The sequence below is a fragment of the Hyalangium gracile genome, from assembly GCF_020103725.1.
GTDB lineage: Bacteria > Myxococcota > Myxococcia > Myxococcales > Myxococcaceae > Hyalangium > Hyalangium gracile.
The window spans coordinates 1-17,337 of sequence record NZ_JAHXBG010000014.1 but is presented as its reverse complement, the minus strand read 5'-3'; the positions used below and the strand labels follow the sequence as shown (position 1 = coordinate 17,337).

General features: G+C 70.7%; 12 protein-coding genes and 1 pseudogene. 11 read left to right on the top strand and 2 right to left on the bottom strand.

Annotated features, from left to right (window positions below; translation table 11 throughout):
- The first annotated feature begins 5 nt into the window (after window positions 1–5).
- The gene (locus KY572_RS26720; protein WP_224245804.1) at window positions 6–704 is read left to right on the top strand and encodes an HAD family hydrolase; all 699 of its coding nucleotides are present in this window, start codon (window positions 6–8) and stop codon (window positions 702–704) included.
- Window positions 705–740: 36 nt separating this feature from the next.
- Here KY572_RS26720 and KY572_RS26715 read toward each other — a convergent pair whose 3' ends face one another.
- A complete protein-coding gene (locus KY572_RS26715; protein WP_224245803.1) occupies window positions 741–2,765 on the bottom strand; it encodes a TonB family protein in 2,025 nt (674 codons plus the stop codon).
- Window positions 2,766–2,997: 232 nt separating this feature from the next.
- Between KY572_RS26715 and KY572_RS26710 the strand changes: the two genes are divergently transcribed.
- The 8 genes from KY572_RS26710 (at window position 2,998) to KY572_RS26675 (ending at window position 13,769) form a co-directional block, all read left to right on the top strand.
- A complete protein-coding gene (locus tag KY572_RS26710) occupies window positions 2,998–3,561 on the top strand; it encodes a chemotaxis protein CheW (protein ID WP_224245802.1) in 564 nt (187 codons plus the stop codon).
- The gene (locus KY572_RS26705; RefSeq protein WP_224245801.1) at window positions 3,558–4,934 is read left to right on the top strand and encodes a CheR family methyltransferase; all 1,377 of its coding nucleotides are present in this window, start codon (window positions 3,558–3,560) and stop codon (window positions 4,932–4,934) included. The genes KY572_RS26710 and KY572_RS26705 overlap by 4 nt, the downstream gene beginning before the upstream one ends.
- A gap of 26 nt (window positions 4,935–4,960) precedes the next feature.
- Complete coding sequence (locus KY572_RS26700) at window positions 4,961–6,592, top strand: methyl-accepting chemotaxis protein (RefSeq protein ID WP_407660001.1); 1,632 nt, start codon at window positions 4,961–4,963, stop codon at window positions 6,590–6,592.
- 2 nt (window positions 6,593–6,594) lie between these two features.
- On the top strand, window positions 6,595–7,011 hold the full coding sequence (locus tag KY572_RS26695; protein WP_224246013.1) for a response regulator: 417 nt from the start codon (window positions 6,595–6,597) through the stop codon (window positions 7,009–7,011).
- A gap of 7 nt (window positions 7,012–7,018) precedes the next feature.
- Entirely contained in the window at window positions 7,019–7,594 is a 576-nt protein-coding gene (locus KY572_RS26690) for a chemotaxis protein CheW (RefSeq protein WP_224245800.1), read from the top strand.
- Between the two features lie 9 nt (window positions 7,595–7,603).
- The gene (locus KY572_RS26685; protein WP_224245799.1) at window positions 7,604–10,183 is read left to right on the top strand and encodes a hybrid sensor histidine kinase/response regulator; all 2,580 of its coding nucleotides are present in this window, start codon (window positions 7,604–7,606) and stop codon (window positions 10,181–10,183) included.
- A 131-nt stretch (window positions 10,184–10,314) separates the two neighbouring features.
- On the top strand, window positions 10,315–12,432 hold the full coding sequence (locus KY572_RS26680; RefSeq protein ID WP_224245798.1) for a hypothetical protein: 2,118 nt from the start codon (window positions 10,315–10,317) through the stop codon (window positions 12,430–12,432).
- Entirely contained in the window at window positions 12,429–13,769 is a 1,341-nt protein-coding gene (locus tag KY572_RS26675) for a hypothetical protein (RefSeq protein WP_224245797.1), read from the top strand. The genes KY572_RS26680 and KY572_RS26675 overlap by 4 nt, the downstream gene beginning before the upstream one ends.
- A 51-nt stretch (window positions 13,770–13,820) precedes the next feature.
- Here KY572_RS26675 and KY572_RS26670 read toward each other — a convergent pair whose 3' ends face one another.
- Entirely contained in the window at window positions 13,821–14,777 is a 957-nt protein-coding gene (locus tag KY572_RS26670; protein ID WP_224245796.1) for a histidine kinase dimerization/phospho-acceptor domain-containing protein, read from the bottom strand.
- A gap of 286 nt (window positions 14,778–15,063) precedes the next feature.
- Here KY572_RS26670 and KY572_RS26665 point away from each other — a divergent pair, with 286 nt between their 5' ends.
- Together KY572_RS26665 and KY572_RS26660 are read left to right on the top strand one after the other, a co-directional pair.
- Window positions 15,064–17,139, top strand: coding sequence for a heparinase II/III family protein (locus KY572_RS26665; protein WP_224245795.1), 2,076 nt, complete (start codon window positions 15,064–15,066; stop codon window positions 17,137–17,139).
- A 61-nt stretch (window positions 17,140–17,200) separates the two neighbouring features.
- Window positions 17,201–17,337: pseudogene (locus KY572_RS26660) on the top strand (nucleotide sugar dehydrogenase); the annotation flags it as partial.

The window sequence follows — 17,337 nt, the reverse complement described above, 5'->3', positions numbered from 1 at the left end:
GCTCCATGAGCGTCGCGTTCTTCGATCTCGACAAGACGCTCCTCGCGGTGAACTCCGGGACGCTGTGGATCCGCCGGGAGCTGGCCCTGGGCCACATCACCCGGCTCCAGGCGCTCCGCGCCAGCCTGTGGATCGCCCGCTACCACCTGGGCTTCGTCTCCATGGAGGACGCGGTGCTCGCGGCCATCGGCCACCTGGCGGGCACTCCAGCCCAGGCGCTCCAGGAGCGCACCGCCACCTTCTATGAGGAGCAGGTGCGCCCGCTCTACCGCCCGGGGGCCCTGCGCGCGCTCGAGGAGCACCGCGGCGCGGGAGATCGGCTCGTGCTCCTCACGTCCTCCTCGGGCTACCTCTCCGAGCTGGTGTCCCGGGAGCTGCGCCTGGACGCCATCCTCTGCAACCGCTTCGAGGTGGATGAGCGGGGGCTGCACACCGGCCGGCCGCTGGGCGCGGTGTGCTTTGGGGCCGGCAAGCGCACCCACGCGGAGGCCTATGCGCGCGAGGCAGGAGTGCTCCTGTCCGCGTGCTCCTTCTATACGGACTCGTACTCGGATCTGCCGGTGCTGGAGGTGGTGGGGCGGCCCGTCGTCGTCCACCCCGACTACCGCCTGCGCCGCGAGGCGGTGCGCAGGGGCTGGCCGGTGGTGGACTGGGGCGTGCCCTCCGCGGGCATCCCGGCCGCCGGCTCGTCCCCCTCGCCCTGAGTCAGGCGAGGTGAGCCGGCGCCGGGCTCACGGCGATCAGCGCCGCGGCAGCTGCAGCTTGATGTTGAAGACGTAGTCCACGGCGACCGGCTGGCCCTTGTAGAGGATGGGCTTGTAGACGCGCGACCTCAGCGCATCCAGCACGGCCGTCTCCATGTGCGGCACCGGCTTGATGGTGCGGCAGTTCTCCACCCGGCCCTGGCGGGTGATGGTGCACTTCACCACCATCATGCCCTGCACCTTCGCCGCGAGCGCCTCGCGGGTATAGGTGATCTCCTTGCCCTCGAGCTGCTCCGGACGGCTCATACCCTGGCCGTAGGGCATGGGCATGTTGCTGTTCGCCGCGGCCAGTACGCCCGCCGGCAGCCCTGGCACCGTGAGCTTTCCACCCGAGTCCGCGCCATCATCCGCCGCCGAGGCCTTCCCCGGCGACGCCGAGGCCTTCCCCGGAGGAGGGCTCGAGGGGACGAGGGACTCGGCCGGATCCAGCATCGCGGTGGCGGGCTCCAGGCTGTCGGTGCCGCGCGCGCTGGCGAACTCGACCTTGGACGAGCCTCCGCCCGAGCCGCCCCGGCGCTTCTGGAGCTTCTGCGAGAGCACCACGTCCCCCGAGCCACCGGTGATGACCTTCTCGGTCTGGTAGCCCTCGAGCGCGAAGGTGAGCTCGGCGGTGACGGTGCCGTCTCCGCCCGCGGGGATCTCCAGCACGAACGGCGTCGTGCCGCGCTCCTTGCCCTGGTAGTAGACGCGCGCGCCGGTGGGCTCGCTCATCAGGCGGAAGCGGACCTGCTGCGGCGCGGCCTGCGCGGGCTCGGGCGTGGCGGGCGGAGGCGTCGCGGGGGCCGGAGCCACCGCCACGGTCTCGGTCACCGGCGCCGGCACCGCCGCATCTCGCGACTTCAGCAGCAGCACGGTCGCCGTCAGCCCGACGACCACCGCGCCGACGGCGAGAGCCCCCATGCCCATCAGCCTGCGACGGCGGGCCTTGGCCACCGCCTCGGGCACCTCCACGCTGATGTCCAGCGCCAGGGTGGAGGCGTTGGTGTCGGGCGCGCCAGCGCTGGCGAACAGGGGCGAGGCGTGCGGCCCCGTCGTGCCTCCGCCCGGGCGCTTGAAGAGGCCGCTGTGGCCGCCGGCCGCCATGTTGGCCGTGCGCATCGCCTCCAGCATCTCGTCCATCGACTGGAAGCGCCGCGCCGGATCCTTCTCCAGGCAGCGCATCACCACCGCCTCGATGTCGTGCGGCACGGGGATGTGCGGCCGCAGCGAGTTGAAGGGCGGAGGCGGCTCCTTGCAGTGCGAGAAGATCAGCTCCAGGTGATCGCGGGCGACGAACGGCGGGCGCCCCTGCAGCATCTGGTACATCACCACGCCCAGCGAGTAGATGTCGCTGCGCACGTCCGCCACGTTGCGCGCCTGCTCCGGCGCCATGTACTGCGGCGAGCCCAGGAAGGTGCCGCTCTGGGTGATCTCCGGGCTGAGCGGGGCGTTCTCGCCCTCCGCCCCCGGGCCGATGGACTTCACCAGGCCGAAGTCGAGGACCTTCACCAGATCCTGATCGGCCTCGTTGAGCAGCATGATGTTGGCCGGCTTCAGGTCCCGGTGGACGATGCCCATGGCGTGGGCCTCGCGCAGCGAGCGGCACACCTGCTGGACGATCGCGATCACCCGGCTCCAGGGCAGGGGACCGGTCTGGGCGAGCACCTGGGCCAGCGTCCTACCCTCCAGGTACTCCATGGCGATGTAGAAGATGCCGTCGTCGGTCTGCCCGTAGTCGATCACCGTCACCGTGTTGGGGTGACGCAACTTGGAGGTGAGGGAGGCCTCGCGCAGGAAGCGCTGCTGGAAGCCCGGGTCCCTGGTGCTCGGGAAGCTGGGGTTGAGGACCTTGAGGGCCACGACGCGATCCAGCGGGGCCTGCATGGCGCGGTACACCTTGCCCATGCCGCCGACGCCGATAGGCTCGGTGATGCTGAAGCGACCATTGAGGGTACGACCGATGAGGGGATCCACCCCCGGTGTCCCGGATGCCTCAGGGCCTGGAGCATCACTCTTGATCATTCCATCCCCCTGACTCCAAACGACATCTGGCCTCCATCCGCTGTCCCACGTCCCATCAAACCACAACCGCGAGCACTCCGCGATCGGGCTCGCGGACCCACCGTAACAGGTCGGACGGGGGGGTTGGAGCAGGCGAGGAAGCAGAGAGGCCCTCTCGCCCGCATTGACGGTCCTCCTTCGGGCAGACTACGTTTCGAGCCAACCCGTGCGTGTGCGCCGGGGGGTCTCCCCGATGGCAGAAACTCCTACAACTCCGGCGGAAGCCCTGGCGCGTCGTGCGTCGGTCCAGCAGCGGCTGCTCTCGCTGGAGAACGAGCTGACGCGCCTGCGGCGTGAACTGGTCCACCTGGGAGGTGAGCACCGGCTCCCCGGGCTCTTCCTCACCGTGGAGGTGGCTGGCACACAAGTGCTGTTGCCCTCCGACTCCGTGCAGGAGGTGGTCCGCCTGGTGGAGATGCAGCCCCTGCCGGGCGCGCCTCCCCAGGTGATGGGGGCCTTCACCTACCGGGGCGTGTCCGCCCTGGCCGTGGATCTGGCGGTGCTGATGGGCGTGCGCCGCGAGCCCTCGCTGGACGCGCACCTGGTGGTCTGCTCCGGCAGCCGGACGGTGGCGCTGCTGGTGGACCACGTCCAGGACATCGTCGAGGCGCCGCTGCTGGTGGATCGGGCCGAGGGCGAGGAGCGCTCCCCGTGGGACACGACGGGCCTGATGGCGGGCCTGTGTCGCACGGCGGATGGCGGGCTGCGGCCGCTGCTGCGCACCTCGGCCATCCTGGCGATCTCGGAGGAGACGTGAGCGAGGTAGCGCGAGCGGACGCGCTCGATGAGGCCACGCTCAGCCGGGTCGAGAACGTGCTGCGCGAGGCCAGCGGCATGACGCTGGCCTCCAGTGTGCGGCGCTCGCTGAGCACCGCGCTCACCCGGGCGGCCGAGGCTCGGGGGATGGAGATCGCCGCCTTCCTCCAGAAGCTGCTGGCGCGCGAGGCGGCCATCGTCGAGTCGTTCATCGAGTACGCCGTCATCGGAGAGACGTACTTTTTCCGCCACCCCGAGCACCTGCGCGAGCTGGCGCGCGCCGCCGCCCAGAAGGAAGACGGGCTGTTCCGGGTGTGGAGCGCCGGCTGCGCCACGGGCGAGGAGGCCTACAGCATCGCGATGACGCTGCTGGCCGCGGGCCTGCCGGTGGAGCGTATCCGGGTGACGGCCAGCGACATCTCCGCGCGCTCGCTGCAGCGCGCTCGCGCCGCCACCTATGGCCCCTGGTCGGTGCGGCGCATCGAGCCCTCCATGGAGCGGCGCTTCCTGACGCCGCAGGGCGATCTGGTGATGGTCAACTCCCAGGCGCGCCGGCCGGTGGAGTTCCAGCGCCACAACCTGGTGCTCGACGCGGCGCCGGTGGGCGAGCAGGACGCCGTCTTCTGCCGCAACGTCCTCATCTACTTCCCCCATGAGCTGGTGCGGCAGGTGCTGGCCAAGCTCATCAGCGCGCTCGTCCCGGGCGGGCTGCTCTTCCTGGCGCCCGCGGAGATCCCCCTCACCAACGGCATGGGCCTGGAGCAGATCGACGTGCAGGGCTCTCCCGTCCTGCGTGTCCCCCGTGTCAAGCCGGCGCCGGCCCCGGAGCTGCCCGCCGAGCCCACGTCGAGCGCGAAGCTGGAGCTGCTGCGCAAGCTCAAGCCGGCGCCGCCTCCGCCCCGGCCCGCGCCGGCTCCCCCGGCCAGGGCGCCCGAGCCTCCTCCCGCCCCCAGTCCCACTCCCTCCACGGGCGGTGATGACGTGCTGCGTCAGGCGCTGGTGGCGGCGCGGGAGGGCAAGTTCGACAAGGCGGAGGAGCTGGCCCGGGAAGCGGCGCGCAAGCTGTCGCCCGAGGCCTACCTGCTGCTGGCGATGGTCGCCGAGGCGAAGGGCAACCTCAACGGGGCGGTGGATTTGGTGCGAAAGGCACTGTATCTGGATCCGCAGATGGCGCTCGGCCACGCTACGTTGGTCACGCTCTATACGCGGTTGAATCGGCGGGAGGAGGCGGAGCGGGCTCGGCAGAACGCGCTGCGCGCGCTGGATGGACTGGATGACGAGCATCAGCTCCGGGGAGTGGAGACGATGACGGCGGGAGGCCTGCGTCAGGCGCTGGCCGCGAGGAACCGGATGGGCTGGCAGGGGGCGCAGTAGGGCGCTCGCGATAGCTGGGAGGCAATGTGGAAGTCCAAGGCACCAAGCTGTCCATGCCGGGGCGTCGGTCGGTGGGACGGCTCAGCCTGCGCACGAAGATTCTGCTGATCACCGGGCTGACGGGCGGCCTGGTGGCAGGCCTGCTCACGGCCGTTTTCACCGTGCAGATGAGAGGCGCCCTGCGTCAGGAGCTGGCCTCGCGGGCACGCGTGGTCAGCATCCAGCTGGCCACCAACCTGGCGGCCCACACCGCCGCCAACTCCCAGGTCAGCCTGCAGCAGGCCGCGGACGCCACGCTGCGCGACGTGCCGGAGGTGGCGTACGTGGTGGTGCGCGACGCCCAGGGCGAGGTGCTGGCGATCGCCACCGGGAAGACCTACGCGGCGGCCGAGAAGGTGGCCCCCGCCAAGGGGCTGCAGGCCGTGGAGCGCGAGCAGACGGTCGGCGGCCGGCTGGTGCTGGAGACCTCGGCGCCCATCTTCTTCGGCCGCGCCGAGGATCCGCGCCAGCCCGCGGCGGGCGCGAGCCAGACGCAGGTGGGCACGGTCCAGGTGGGCATCCAGATGGACACGCTGGCCCTGTCGGTGCGCCAGAGCGCGCTGCGGGCCGTGGGCATCGGGGTGCTGGCCCTGGTGGTGTGCATGATCGCCGCGGCCCTGCTGTCGCGGCTGGTGACGGTGCCGCTGGAGCGGCTGACGCAGGCGGCCGCGGGCATCGCCTCGGGAGATCTCCGCCAGCAGATCGACGTGCGCTCCAGCGACGAGATCGGCGAGGTGGCGCTGAGCTTCGGGCAGATGGCGCAGACGGTGACGCACCTGGTGGCGGACCTGCGCGCCGCGGCGGCGGACATCGAGCGCGAGGCCAACAGCGCGCTCACCACCTCCTCGCAGCAGTCCGCCATGGCGCACGAGCAGGCCTCCGCCATCAGCGAGACGAGCACTACGGTGGCGGAGATCGCCCAGACGGCCAAGCAGGCCACCAGCTACGCGGACTCGGTGATCAGCGGCACCCAGCGCTCCGAGGCGCTGTCCACCGAGGGCCAGAAGGTGGTGGCCGAGAGCGTGGCCGGCATGGAGAAGCTGGGTGAGCAGGTGCGCGCCATCGCCGTGGCCATCACCGAGCTGAACGAGCGCACCCTGCAGATCGGCGACATCATCACCACGGTGAGGGACGTGGCCGAGCAGTCCAACCTGCTGGCGCTCAACGCCTCCATCGAGGCGGCCAAGGCGGGCGAGCATGGCCGCGGCTTCGCGGTGGTGGCCATGGAGATGCGCGCGCTGGCCGAGCAGTCCAAGGTGGCCGCCAACCAGGTGCGCGGCCTGCTGGGCGAGGTGCAGAAGGGCACCAAGGCGGCGGTGGCGGCCACCGACGAGGGCAGCCGCAGGGCCCAGGCCGCCATGGCGCTGGCGCAGAGCGCGGGCTCTGCCATCCTCGGCCTGGCCGAGGTCATCAAGGAGTCCTCCGCGGCCGCCCGGCAGATCGCGGGCAACACGCGGCAGCAGACGATCGGCGTCGAACAGATCGCCACGGCGATGAGCGAGCTGTCGGTGGCCATGGCTGACAGCGTCAATGGGACGCGTCAGATTGAACAGGTTGCGGGTAACCTCTCGAACCTCTCCAAGAAGTTCTCGGAGCTCGTAGGTAGATATCAGCTATGAGTATGAACACGGCCGGGACCAAGGGAGCACCACTGAAGGTCTTGATCGTCGAGGACACCAAGACGATCACGAACCTCCTGCAGGTGTACCTGATGGGGTGGGGGCTCCAGTTCTTCGAAGCGGGCAACGGCGTGCAGGGCCTGTCCAAGGCGCGCGAGATCAAGCCGGATCTGGTCATCTCCGACGTGCAGATGCCGGAGATGGACGGCTTCGCGCTGTGCGCGGCGGTGCGGGCCGACTCCACGCTGCACGCCACGCCCTTCCTCCTGCTCACCTCGCTCAAGGACGAGGCCAGCCGGCAGCGCGGACGGCTGGTGGGCGCCAGCGCCTTCCTCAACAAGCCCGTCTCGGTGGACGAGCTGCGTGAGCGGGTGCGCGAGCTGCTGAAACTCCCCGTGAAGAGCCCCTCGGGCCGCTGAGCGACGGATGTCCACGGAAGACGCCAAGGTCGAGATCGACTACTCCGGCCTCCTCCAGCGGCTGGATGACGCGCGCGCGCTCATCGAGAACGCGCAGGTGTCGCCCGAGAAGCGCCGCGAGGTGCTGTCGGCCCGCGCGCGCGGGCTGGCGAGCTCTCGCGACGAGGTTCGCCCCGCGGTCATCACCGTGCTCACCTTCCGCGTGGGTGGCGAGCGCTACGCGGTGCCCATCGAGCAGGTGGATCACGTGCTGGAGTCGCGCGGGCTGTGCGCGCTGCCCGGCGCGCCCCGCCACGTGATGGGGGCGCTCGTCTCTCGCTCGCGCGTGGTGCCGGTGCTGGATCTGCGCCAGCTGCTCGGGCTGGAAGGCGGCGGCATGTCCGACCTGGGCAAGGTGGTGGTGGTGGATCTGCTGGGGGATGCCTTTGGCATCGCCGCGGAGCAGGTGGACGGGCGGCAGGAGCTGCTGCGCGCCACGCTGTCCGCGCCTCCCGCGGGCCCCTTCCTCCACCTCACTCCGGACCGGCTGACGGTGCTCGATGTGGCCCAGCTCGGCACTCCGTCCGCCGAGAGGCGAGGATAGGCACGGCGTATGGACCCGCAGGTGCTCAAGAGCATCTGGCCCATCTTCTCCGCGGAGACGCGAGAGCAGATCCAGGCCATCGGCACGAAGGTGCTCGGGCTCGAGGAAGAGCCAGACGGGCGGGACCCGGATCTGCTCCCGTCGCTGAAGCGGCTGGTGCACAGCCTGAAGGGCTCCGCCGCGAGCCTGGGCCTCTCGGAGATCGAGCAGGTCGTCCACGCCATCGAGGATGGGCTGGCGAAGTATCGCCCGGACGATCGGCTGCCGCGCGAGGTGGTGGAAGTCACCCTGCGCGGGCTGTCCTCCATCGAGCTGGCGCTGGGGCTGGGGGACGCGGGCGAGGAGCCGGCCATCGACGGCCTGGAGTCGCTGCTGGCCGCGCTCGGGCACCAGGCCAGTGGCAAGACGAAGCCGTCGCCGGGCGAGCGCTTCCGCAAGGACGCGCTGGGCGTGCTGGAGAAGCTCGAGGCGGCGCTGATCGCGCTGTGCTCGCCGAACGTGCCGGACCGCGAGGACACCGTGCGGACGGCGGTGGCGCTGGCGCGCTCGATCAAGATCACCGCCGAGGCGGCCCAGGAGACACACATCTCGCCGCTCGCCGACCGGATGGTGGCGGGCTTCGCGAAGATGGAGCAGCCGGGGGATGGCGCGAGCATCGCGGCGTCGGATCTCACCGGCCTGCTGGTGGAGCTGCGGGGCGCGCTCACCCCGGCGACGCCCGAGCCTCCCGCCGCCGCGCCCAAGGCGCCCGAGCCCCCGCCCCGGGAGCCGGAGCCCGAGCCCGTCCCCGAGCCGACGAAGAAGGCGGCCAATGCGCTGCGCGCGGCCAGTGAGGCGGCCGGAGCGCCCGCGGCGGCGGCCGAGGCCAAGGGTGGCGTCGATCAGGCGGTGCGCGTCTCGGTGAAGACGCTGGAGTCGCTGGGGCTCCAGGTGGAGCACCTGATCGCGGGCCGTGCCCTGCAGGCGCGCCGGACCGACGCCCTGAGGGATCTGCTCGACAACACGCACGACACCATCGTGCACCTGGAGCGCTCCGCGTCGCAGCTGTCCCTGACGGGCGGCGGCGAGGCGCTGGAGCCGCTGCGGGCCGGCGTCGTCAATCTGCGCGGCATGCAGAAGCGACTGGTGGAGCTGCTGAAGGACAGCACTCGCGAGGGTGAGCAGCTCAACCTGGTGGCCCAGGTGGTGCGCGACGATCTGCGCGATCTGCGCATGGTGCCGGCCCTCCAGGTGCTCGAGCCGCTGCGGCGCACGGTGCGCGAGGTGAGCGCGCGGCTGAGCAAGCAGGTGGATCTGTTCGTCGTGGGCGGAGACGTGCGGCTGGATCGCCGCATCCTGGACGCGCTGAAGGATCCGCTGCTCCACCTGGTGCGCAACGCCATCGACCACGGCATCGAGTCGCCGCAGGACCGGCGTCAGGCGGGCAAGTCCGAGAAGGGCCGGCTGTGGGTGCGCGTGGAGTCCCGGGGCACCCGCGTCGCGGTCATCGTGGAGGATGACGGCGGGGGGCTGAGCCCGGATCGGGTGCGGGCCACGGCCGTCAAGCGCGGGCTGCTGACGGCGGACGCCGCGGCCAAGCTCACGGACGCGCAGGCGGCGCGGCTCATCTTCCAGCCCGGCTTCTCCACCCGCGATCAGGTGACGGAGACGTCCGGACGCGGCGTGGGCCTGGACGTGGTGCTGGCCACGGCCCAGCGCCTCCAGGGCGCGGTGGACGTCACGTATACGCCGGGGCAGGGCACGCGCTTCGTCGTCGATCTGCCGCTCTCGCTGGCCTCCGCGCTGGGGCTGCTGGTGCGCGTGGGCACCTCCATCGTCGCCGTCCCCTCGGACATGGTGCAGCGCGTGTTCCGCCTGGCCCCGGATGCCGTGGGCACGGTGGCGGGCCGCGTGATGGCGCGGGTGGATGACGAACAGCTCGTCTTCCTCTCGCTGGCGGAGGCCATCGGTCTGCCCCGGCTGCCGCTGGCGCTCGAGAACGGGAAGATGCAGACGGTGATGCTGCTGACGCTCGGTAAGGACCGGGTGCTCTTCGCCATCGACGAGGTGGTGGGGCAGCAGGAGATCGTCGTCCGCGCGCTGGGGCCGCACCTCAAGGGTGTGGCGCACCTGGCCGGAGCGGCCGTGCTGGACGATGGCCGCCTGGTGCCGGTGCTCAACGCGCCCGAGCTGTTGCGCGCCGCCTCGCCGAGCACGCGCTCCGTCACGGGCGAGATCCGCCGCCCGCGCATCCTGGTGACGGACGACGCGCTCACCACGCGCTTCGCCATGAAGTCCCTGCTGGAGATCGCCGGCTATCCGGTGGTCACCGCCTCGGACGGCGAGGAGGCCTGGGAGGTGCTGGAGCGCACGCCCTGCCAGCTCGTGGTCAGCGACTGGCAGATGCCGCGGCTGGATGGCGTGGGGCTCACGCGGCGCATCCGCGCGCACCCGACGCTCAACCGGACGCCCGTCATCCTCGTCACCTCGCTCGACAGCCCCGAGGAGCGGGCCGAGGGCCTCGAGGCTGGCGCGGACGGCTACATCGTCAAGCGCGAGGTGGAGCGCGGCAAGCTGCTGGAGCTCGTCCGCCAGCTGCTGCCTGGGTGAGCCCGGCGCCCGGGCATGGCGCCCGGGTTTCGCTCGAGGCAGCCTGACCGACATGGAGCGTCGTCGCCGCTGAGGGCTGCGCTGCTCTAACGTGAGGTCCTCCACGGAGTGAGGGGGGGCTTCTCATGTGGATGAGTCGGGTCTGGGCCCTACCGCGCCTGGGGCGCGTCATGGGGGCGCTGGGGCTGTTTGCGTTGGTGCTGGCCACCGGCTGCGCCACGGTGCCGGCGTTTCCCGGCTCGGGAGACTTCTACCGGCAGCGGGCCCAGCGCCGCGAACTGGCCCTCTCCTGGGGGGCGGTGCAGCGGTCAGCAACCTCAAGGGCTCCGCTGGCGGCTGAGCCGGAGGAGGCTGAGGCCCAGAGCTGTGCGCTCGTGCCCGAGGGCTGGCCACGGGAGGCAGACGGGGATGAGGAACTGCTCGCGCCGCTGTTGGCGTGCCCCTCGTTGAGGGAGTACCTGGCGCTGCAGCGCGGCGTGGGCATGGCGCGGCTGGTGGAGCGGCTGGGGGACTGGGGCGCGGTGCGGCTGGGCGCGCTGGGACCGCTGGTGGATGCCAAGGCCTCGCAGGTCCTCGTCGCCAGGCGGGCCTCCTTCCTGCTGAAGGCCACGCGGGACTACGGCGCCTACGCCCAGGTGTTCGCCCTCTTCATCGTCCACACCAGCTTCGATGATGAGCTGGACGCGCTACTGCGGCTGCTGGCTCGGGACAAGCAGCTGGGCCAGACACTGGGGCGCATGGAGGCAGTGTGCCAGGAGTTGGAGCGGCGCGGCCTGAGGCTCTCCGACTACCCGGAGCGCCATGAGCAGGGCTCGGACGTGCTGCGAGGGCTGAGGCTGGCCGCCACGGACGCGCTCAACGGCACCCAGAGCAGTGATGGGGCTCGCTACGCCACCATGTCCGAGCAGCTCCAGCAGTTGCCGCCCTCGTACCAGCAGGCGCAGTGGGAGCTGGAACGCGTGCTGGCACGAGAGCACTTTGCTCCAGGCAACGTGGCGCTGGGCGCCTTCGATCAGCTGAGCTTCGGAGTGCCGCTGGGCTTCTACCACCTGGCGGCGGGCACGGCGCACGGGCTGGGCGAGCTGGTGAAGGGGCAGTACGAGCAGGCCACGCGGGAGCTGGCGCCAGCGGCACTGCTGGCGGCGCTGTACGCCGGTGGCAAGGGAGCCCGGTTCCTGGCTCGGACGGAAGGAGCCGGAGCGCGGCTGTCTCTGCCAGAGCTGAGACTGGAGGTACTGCGGAACGTCGCGTGGCAGCTGACGGAGCGGCTGGGACGGGAGGGGGTGGGAGAGCTGGCTCGCTACATGCGCGCCAGCCGGGAAGCGGGGGTGCTGGTGGGAGCCGGGGGCGAGCGAGCCGCAGTGGCGCTGTACGAGGCGAAGGGCAACGTGGCCAGGGCGCAGGCGTGGCTGTCCGAGGCTCGGCCCGAGCACCCGGCAGCCCCCGAGCCGAAGCGAACCGCGGGTGGAACTCTGAGCGGAGTGGCCTCGCTGGTGGACGAGGCCGCTGGGCTCAGAGTGGAGGTGCTGGAAGCGAAGCTGCGCGAAGCCGAGCTGGAAGCCTCCGGCCCGCGCCTGCCGGCAGACGTGGCGCTGTTGAAGAGACTGCACGCCACACTGTCCTCACCGCCACCGGGAGTGCCCGAGGGCTACGCGCTGTGGGAGGACTACCGAGCCTACCGCCAGTCACGGCTGGTCGAGTTGGAGCAGGTCCAGGCCACGAAAGGGCCGCTGCGGTGGGAATCCTACGAGCGGATGCGTGGGGCGTTCGCCCGGGGGCTGGCCTTCGAGCGTGCCATGGTGGAACTGCTGCGCGCGGATGCTCGCCTGCCGCGGGCGCGGCGTCAGTGGCTCCAGAATTTCCACCAGCCGCGCATCGAGACACACGTGGGTGTGTCCAAGCCAGACGTGCCGGGCCTGCGCTACGCGGACGTGCTCGTCATTGAGGAGCGGCCCCCCGCTGGCCAGGCTCCTCGTGTGGACACCTTCAGCTTCAAGAGCCGCAACCTCAGCCTGTTGGAGGAAGAGCCTCTGGGCGAACAGGTGAGGACGGATGCCCAGGCAGCCCTGGACTCTTACGGGGGGACGGTAGACATTCGGCGGCCTTCGCTCAGGCAGCGTGTGGCGGTACAGCGCGTCCACCTCATCTATGAGGGTGGGAAACTCTTGCCGGAGAAACGCGGGGTTTTGGACAAGGCCCTGAAGCAATTGCCGGCGAAGGTTCGTGGCGTGGAGGCGCGGATTCAATGAAGTTTCTGACGATGAAAGACCTGGAGACGGAGGACACCCTCGACCTCTTCTGGAACGGGACCTTCGACTCCCAGATGGATGTCGAGCGCGCGTTGACGCCTTTCCTCGAGACGCTCGAGGAGTACGCCGGGGAGTGGATGCCGGACTTCGTCAAGGGCAAGCGCCGCCGCAGGTACACCCGCGCTGCCCTCTGGAAGTCCTGGGCGGAGAAGAGCGACAAATACGGGACGCTCATCGGGCTCAATCACGCGACGCCTCCGTATGCGGCGATGACGATCGATTGCTTGGTTCAGCCGTCGCCGCGGGAGCTGAGTGTCGTCCTCCATGTGCAGCCGCTCACCTTCTTCAGCAAGGAGGAACATTGCCGGAAGTTCGTGGAGCTCGTGCGTGCCTGGTCCTCGCACTACCCCGTGTCCCATGGCACGGCCCACAGCGGGGCGGATGCGCAACTGGCGGATGCGCCCTACTACGGCCGTGACCAGCAGACCGCACGGCGCGATGGGTTCGACAAGATCTACGAGGTGTGCTGGCTGAACGTGTTCGGTCCGCAGTTGATAGAGACGGTGGGGCGCGAGCGCATGCTGTCCACGCCGGCCCACCGGGTGGAGGAACTTCCCAACGGCTCCATCCTGCTGGTGACCTGGCCCATCGCCGCGGACTTCACGAGCGAGGAATCCCGACAGGCTCAGGCGCGCGCCCTGGTACACCTACGCCCGGAGCTGGACTTCGACGCCGTGCTGCGCTCGTTGCACGCGCGCGACGCCGCCCTCGTCCCGGTGGAGCCGCGCTTCTCTCCAGACGTGGCTCCGCTGTTCTCGCGCCTGGTGGCTCACAGGAGTGTGGCCAGGCGCCAGCGGATGATTGCCGAGCTCAACGCCCACCCGCCCCCCGAGCCGGAGGAGTGGCTGCCCGCGCACGCCGCTCTGCCCTCGGACGTGCCGGACCCCCAGGCCGCGCTGGAGCACTACGCGCTACTGGCCGAGTACATGGTGGCCATGCGGCACGTCGAGGTGCCCGCTCTCTTCAAACAGACCCCCGAGTCGCTCACCGACCTGGACTTCCAGTTCTGGTTCGAGGACTTCCCCCGCATCTTCGAGCGCCAGCTCATCGATCAGCGCGCGGTGCCCAGCGTGGGCGCCTACCTGGGGCAGGTGCTGGTGCGCCACCTGGGCGGCCAGTGGATTCCACGCAAGAAGCTGGAGGAGGCCCAGGTGCGCGTGGGCCAGCGGGTCTGGCTCCCCTTCGTGCGCGCCTACAAATACCTGCGCTCGTGCCAGTCCCTGCTGGACTGCTCCCTCACCCAGCTCTACCGCGTGGCCGAGCGCTACCGGGACTGAGGCTCGACCTGCTCAGGGCAGCTCGACAGCCACCGAGCGCCGCCGCGCCGGCTAGCGATGGACCGAGGTGAAGCCCACGGCGGGCAGGTGCACCCGCAGCTCGAACGGGGTCTCGTCCTGGATCGACAGGGTGCCTCCCAGGCGGAGGACGAGGTGCTCCAGCCGCGCCACCTTCCGGGCCGGCAGGGCCCGGTGCTTGTCGGTGGACACTCGCAGCCGCCACATCCCCAGCTTCTCCTGCGGGTCGAGCTTCACGCTCACTGCCCGTGCGCGCGTGGCGCTCACATCCCGTGCCAGCATCCTCGCCAGCTGCGCCAGCACGGGGCCGGGGCCTCGCACGGGCACCGACTGCGCCGCGCACTCCAGGCTCAGGGAGATGTTCTGGGTCTTCTTCAGCGGCTCGAAGGCATCCGTCAGCAGGCAGAGCAGGTCCTCGGGAGCGCCCCCTCGCGAGAGCTGCTGCACGATGAGCGTGTTCATGTCCTGGGCCGAGCTGGCCATGCGCTCGGCGTAGCGCTCCATGGTGGGCGAGAGCGGACCCGCCATGCCCTTGCGCATCATCTCCAGGTAGCCCTTGATGACGAGCAGCGGCGTCCGGAGATCGTGAGAGGCCCGTGAGCGAGCGCACTCGCGATACGTCAGCTCCCGCTCGAGCTTCCGCCGCTCCTGGCAGAGCTGGAGCTGTCGTGTCTGTGTGGCGACCTCGCGCCGGCGCGCCACCAGGAGCGTGCCCGCGAGACGGGCGATCCGCGTCAGCAGCTCCTGCTGCTCCGCGCTGATCCTCTCAGAGAGGATGGCGAGCGTCGCGCGCCCGTCCCCCACGGGGAGCGCTTGAACGGCTCGGGACCTGGAAGGAGGAGGAGGCCGCAGGCCCGCCTCCGCGATCCGCACGCGCCCCTCATGCAGCGCGATGCCCGCTACGCCCGTGAGCCGCAGCGCTTCGTTCATCAGCGCCTCCAGCCCCGCGAGCGCACCGTCCCTGAGGGCATGCTCGGCCACCGCCGACATCACCCGCTCCGCCTCTACGGTCCCTGGAATTTTCTCGGGATGCCGTCCACTCAACGCTTGGCCACGCACGGCGACAGGAATGCGCATGCCTCTTCACGGGCGCAACGCTTCCCACGCTCTGGAGTGATCTCCACCCTACAAAGAAGCGACTTACCCATCAGGTACCGCGAGCGCTGGACTTTTTACTGTCATCCGCGACCGGTGGCTGAGCGGACTCCAGCAACATCAATGGGTTCTGGGTGGCCGGGCGATTGCTAACGGGTGGGCAGGACGGTGGAAGGGGCGGATGGGGACTTTCGATTACTACACAGCGCTGGTTCGACTCGCTCCCGCGGCGGTGGCTCGCAGCGCGGTGCGGCGGGTGCAGGGCGTGGCGAGGCAGGCTCTCTACCGTCGCCGGTATCCGGTGGACGAGCTGCGGCTGCTCCAGGCGTACGGCGCCACCTCCGCCCAGGAGCTGGCGAGCCGGTTCCTGGAGACGCGCAACACCGGCATCTGGTGTGAGGGTCAGCAGCGACGGTCCGTGCTCCAGGCGCTCGAGGCGGTGCCGGGCGCGCGGGAGCGGGCCCTCGAGCGGGCCCAGGCGGCGCTCTTCCAGGAGTTCATGGTCTTCGGTACGCGTGTGGCCTTCGGTGAGGGGCGGCCGGTGGACTGGTCGCTGGATCCACTGAGTGGCTACCGCTATCCGCTGGAGCCGGTGGAGCAGCTGCGGCTGCTGCGGCCCGGCTCGGATCCGAAGTACCCGTGGGTGCTGGGGCGGCTCGACAGCCTGGTGGCGCTGGCCCAGGGCTACTGGGTGGAGCAGGAGCCGGCGGCGCGGGCCCGCTACGCGCGGGGCTTCGTGCTGCAGACGCTCGACTTCCTCCAGGCCAACCCGCTGGGGCACGGGGTGCAGTGGGCGTGTCCCATGGAGGTGGCGCTGCGTGCGGCCAACCTCGCGCAGGCGCTCGCCATGTTCGCGGAGGCGCCGGAGATCCAGCGCCCCGAGTTCCTCGTGCCCGTGCTGAGCGCGCTCGCCGAGCACGCGGACTGGGTGGAGGCGCACCTCGAGGATCGGGGCGCCGTGCCCAACAACCACCTCGTCTCCAACTACGTGGGCCTGCTGTTGGTGGGTCTGCTCTTCCCGGAGCTGCCGGGCGCGCCGCGTCAGGTGGGGCTCGCGGTGAAGGGCCTGCGCGCGCAGATGGAGGCGCAGGTGCACGCGGAGGGCACCTCGTTCGAGGGCTCCACGCCGTACCACCGGCTCGCGGTGGAGCTGTTCACCCTGGCGCAGGTGGTGGCGCTCGGGGCGGGCGTGGACCTGGGGAAGGGCTATTCGGAGCGGCTGGTGCGGATGTTCCAGGCCACGCGCGCGTGGTGCTCCGAGCAGGGGCTGGCGCCGCAGATTGGCGACAACGACTCCGGCCGTGTCTTCCCGTTGAGGGAGCGCGCGGATCTGGAGCATGGCTACCTGAGTCCGCTCGGGGCGGCGCTCTTCGGCGAGCCGTCGCTGGCGGGAGGGGACTTCCCGGACGAGGCGGCGTGGCTGCTGGGGCGGCCGGGGCTGGAGCGGTTCCAGTCGCTGCCTCCCGCCGCGCCTCCTTCCTCGGTCAGCTTTCCGGAAGGTGGCTTCCACGTGTTGCGCGGAGCCGAGGCCGTGGTCACCGTCAGCGCGGGTCGGCAGGGACAGCGCGGGGTGGGCGGGCACAGCCACAACGACAAGCTGTCCTTCGAGCTGCACCTGAGAGGACAGCCGCTCATCGTGGATCCAGGGACGGGCACGTATACGCGGAACGCGTCGCTGCGAAACACCTTCCGTGGCACCGCCGCGCACAACACGCTGCAGGTGGATGGGGTGGAGCAGGTGCCCTTCTCGCGGGAGCGGCTCTTCGCGCTGCCCGAGGAGGCGCGCGCCCGGGTGGAGGTGTTCCAGCCCGGCACGCAGCTGGATCGGCTCACGGTGCGGCATGACGGCTACCGGCTGCTGTCCTCGCCGGTGGGTGTGGAGCGGACCTTCTTTCTGGACAAGCGCGAGCGGGCGCTCGCGGTGACGGATCGGCTCGTCGGGACGGGCGCGCATGACGTGGTGGGCCGGCTGCACCTGCCGGACACGTACGCGCGGCTTCGGGCTCCCGAGCGCGACGAAGTCACGCGAGCCCTGCGGGTGCCGGATGCGCCGCGGGCCTTCGAGCCGCTCGCGGTGGAGCTGGGGCCAGAGGGCGAGGCGCGAGCGCTGGTGCTCTTCGCCTCGGGGCTGGCGCCTCGGTTGGAGTCGTCCTCGTACTCACCCGGGTACGGGCAGGTGAAGCAGGCGTGCGTGGTCATCTACGGGGCACGGCGTGTGCCCCCGGCCTGGCTGCGGTGGGTGGTCGTCTTTCTTTGAGGGTTGTTGAACGGCTTGAGGCGGTCCGTGAATCGCGGCGTCTCATTGGGAGGGTGTGGCAATGCGCGTGATGGTGAGCCCGCTGGTCGACATGATTCGCAAGCGGGAGGCGAAGGTGGGTGTGGTGGGTCTGGGCTACGTGGGGCTGCCGCTGGGCATGGCGTTCGCCGAGGCCGGCTTCCCGGTGACGGGGCTCGA

What these genes read in the sequence shown, in the direction of transcription:
- KY572_RS26720 (WP_224245804.1), top strand. Translation starts at nt 6, where the DNA reads ATGAGCGTCGCGTTCTTCGATCTCGACAAGACGCTCCTCGCGGTGAAC.
- KY572_RS26715 (WP_224245803.1), bottom strand. Translation starts at nt 2,765, where the DNA reads ATGATCAAGAGTGATGCTCCAGGCCCTGAGGCATCCGGGACACCGGGG.
- KY572_RS26710 (WP_224245802.1), top strand. Translation starts at nt 2,998, where the DNA reads ATGGCAGAAACTCCTACAACTCCGGCGGAAGCCCTGGCGCGTCGTGCG.
- KY572_RS26695 (WP_224246013.1), top strand. Translation starts at nt 6,595, where the DNA reads ATGAACACGGCCGGGACCAAGGGAGCACCACTGAAGGTCTTGATCGTC.
- KY572_RS26690 (WP_224245800.1), top strand. Translation starts at nt 7,019, where the DNA reads ATGTCCACGGAAGACGCCAAGGTCGAGATCGACTACTCCGGCCTCCTC.
- KY572_RS26685 (WP_224245799.1), top strand. Translation starts at nt 7,604, where the DNA reads ATGGACCCGCAGGTGCTCAAGAGCATCTGGCCCATCTTCTCCGCGGAG.
- KY572_RS26680 (WP_224245798.1), top strand. Translation starts at nt 10,315, where the DNA reads ATGAGTCGGGTCTGGGCCCTACCGCGCCTGGGGCGCGTCATGGGGGCG.
- KY572_RS26675 (WP_224245797.1), top strand. Translation starts at nt 12,429, where the DNA reads ATGAAGTTTCTGACGATGAAAGACCTGGAGACGGAGGACACCCTCGAC.
- KY572_RS26670 (WP_224245796.1), bottom strand. Translation starts at nt 14,777, where the DNA reads ATGTCGGCGGTGGCCGAGCATGCCCTCAGGGACGGTGCGCTCGCGGGG.
- KY572_RS26665 (WP_224245795.1), top strand. Translation starts at nt 15,064, where the DNA reads ATGGGGACTTTCGATTACTACACAGCGCTGGTTCGACTCGCTCCCGCG.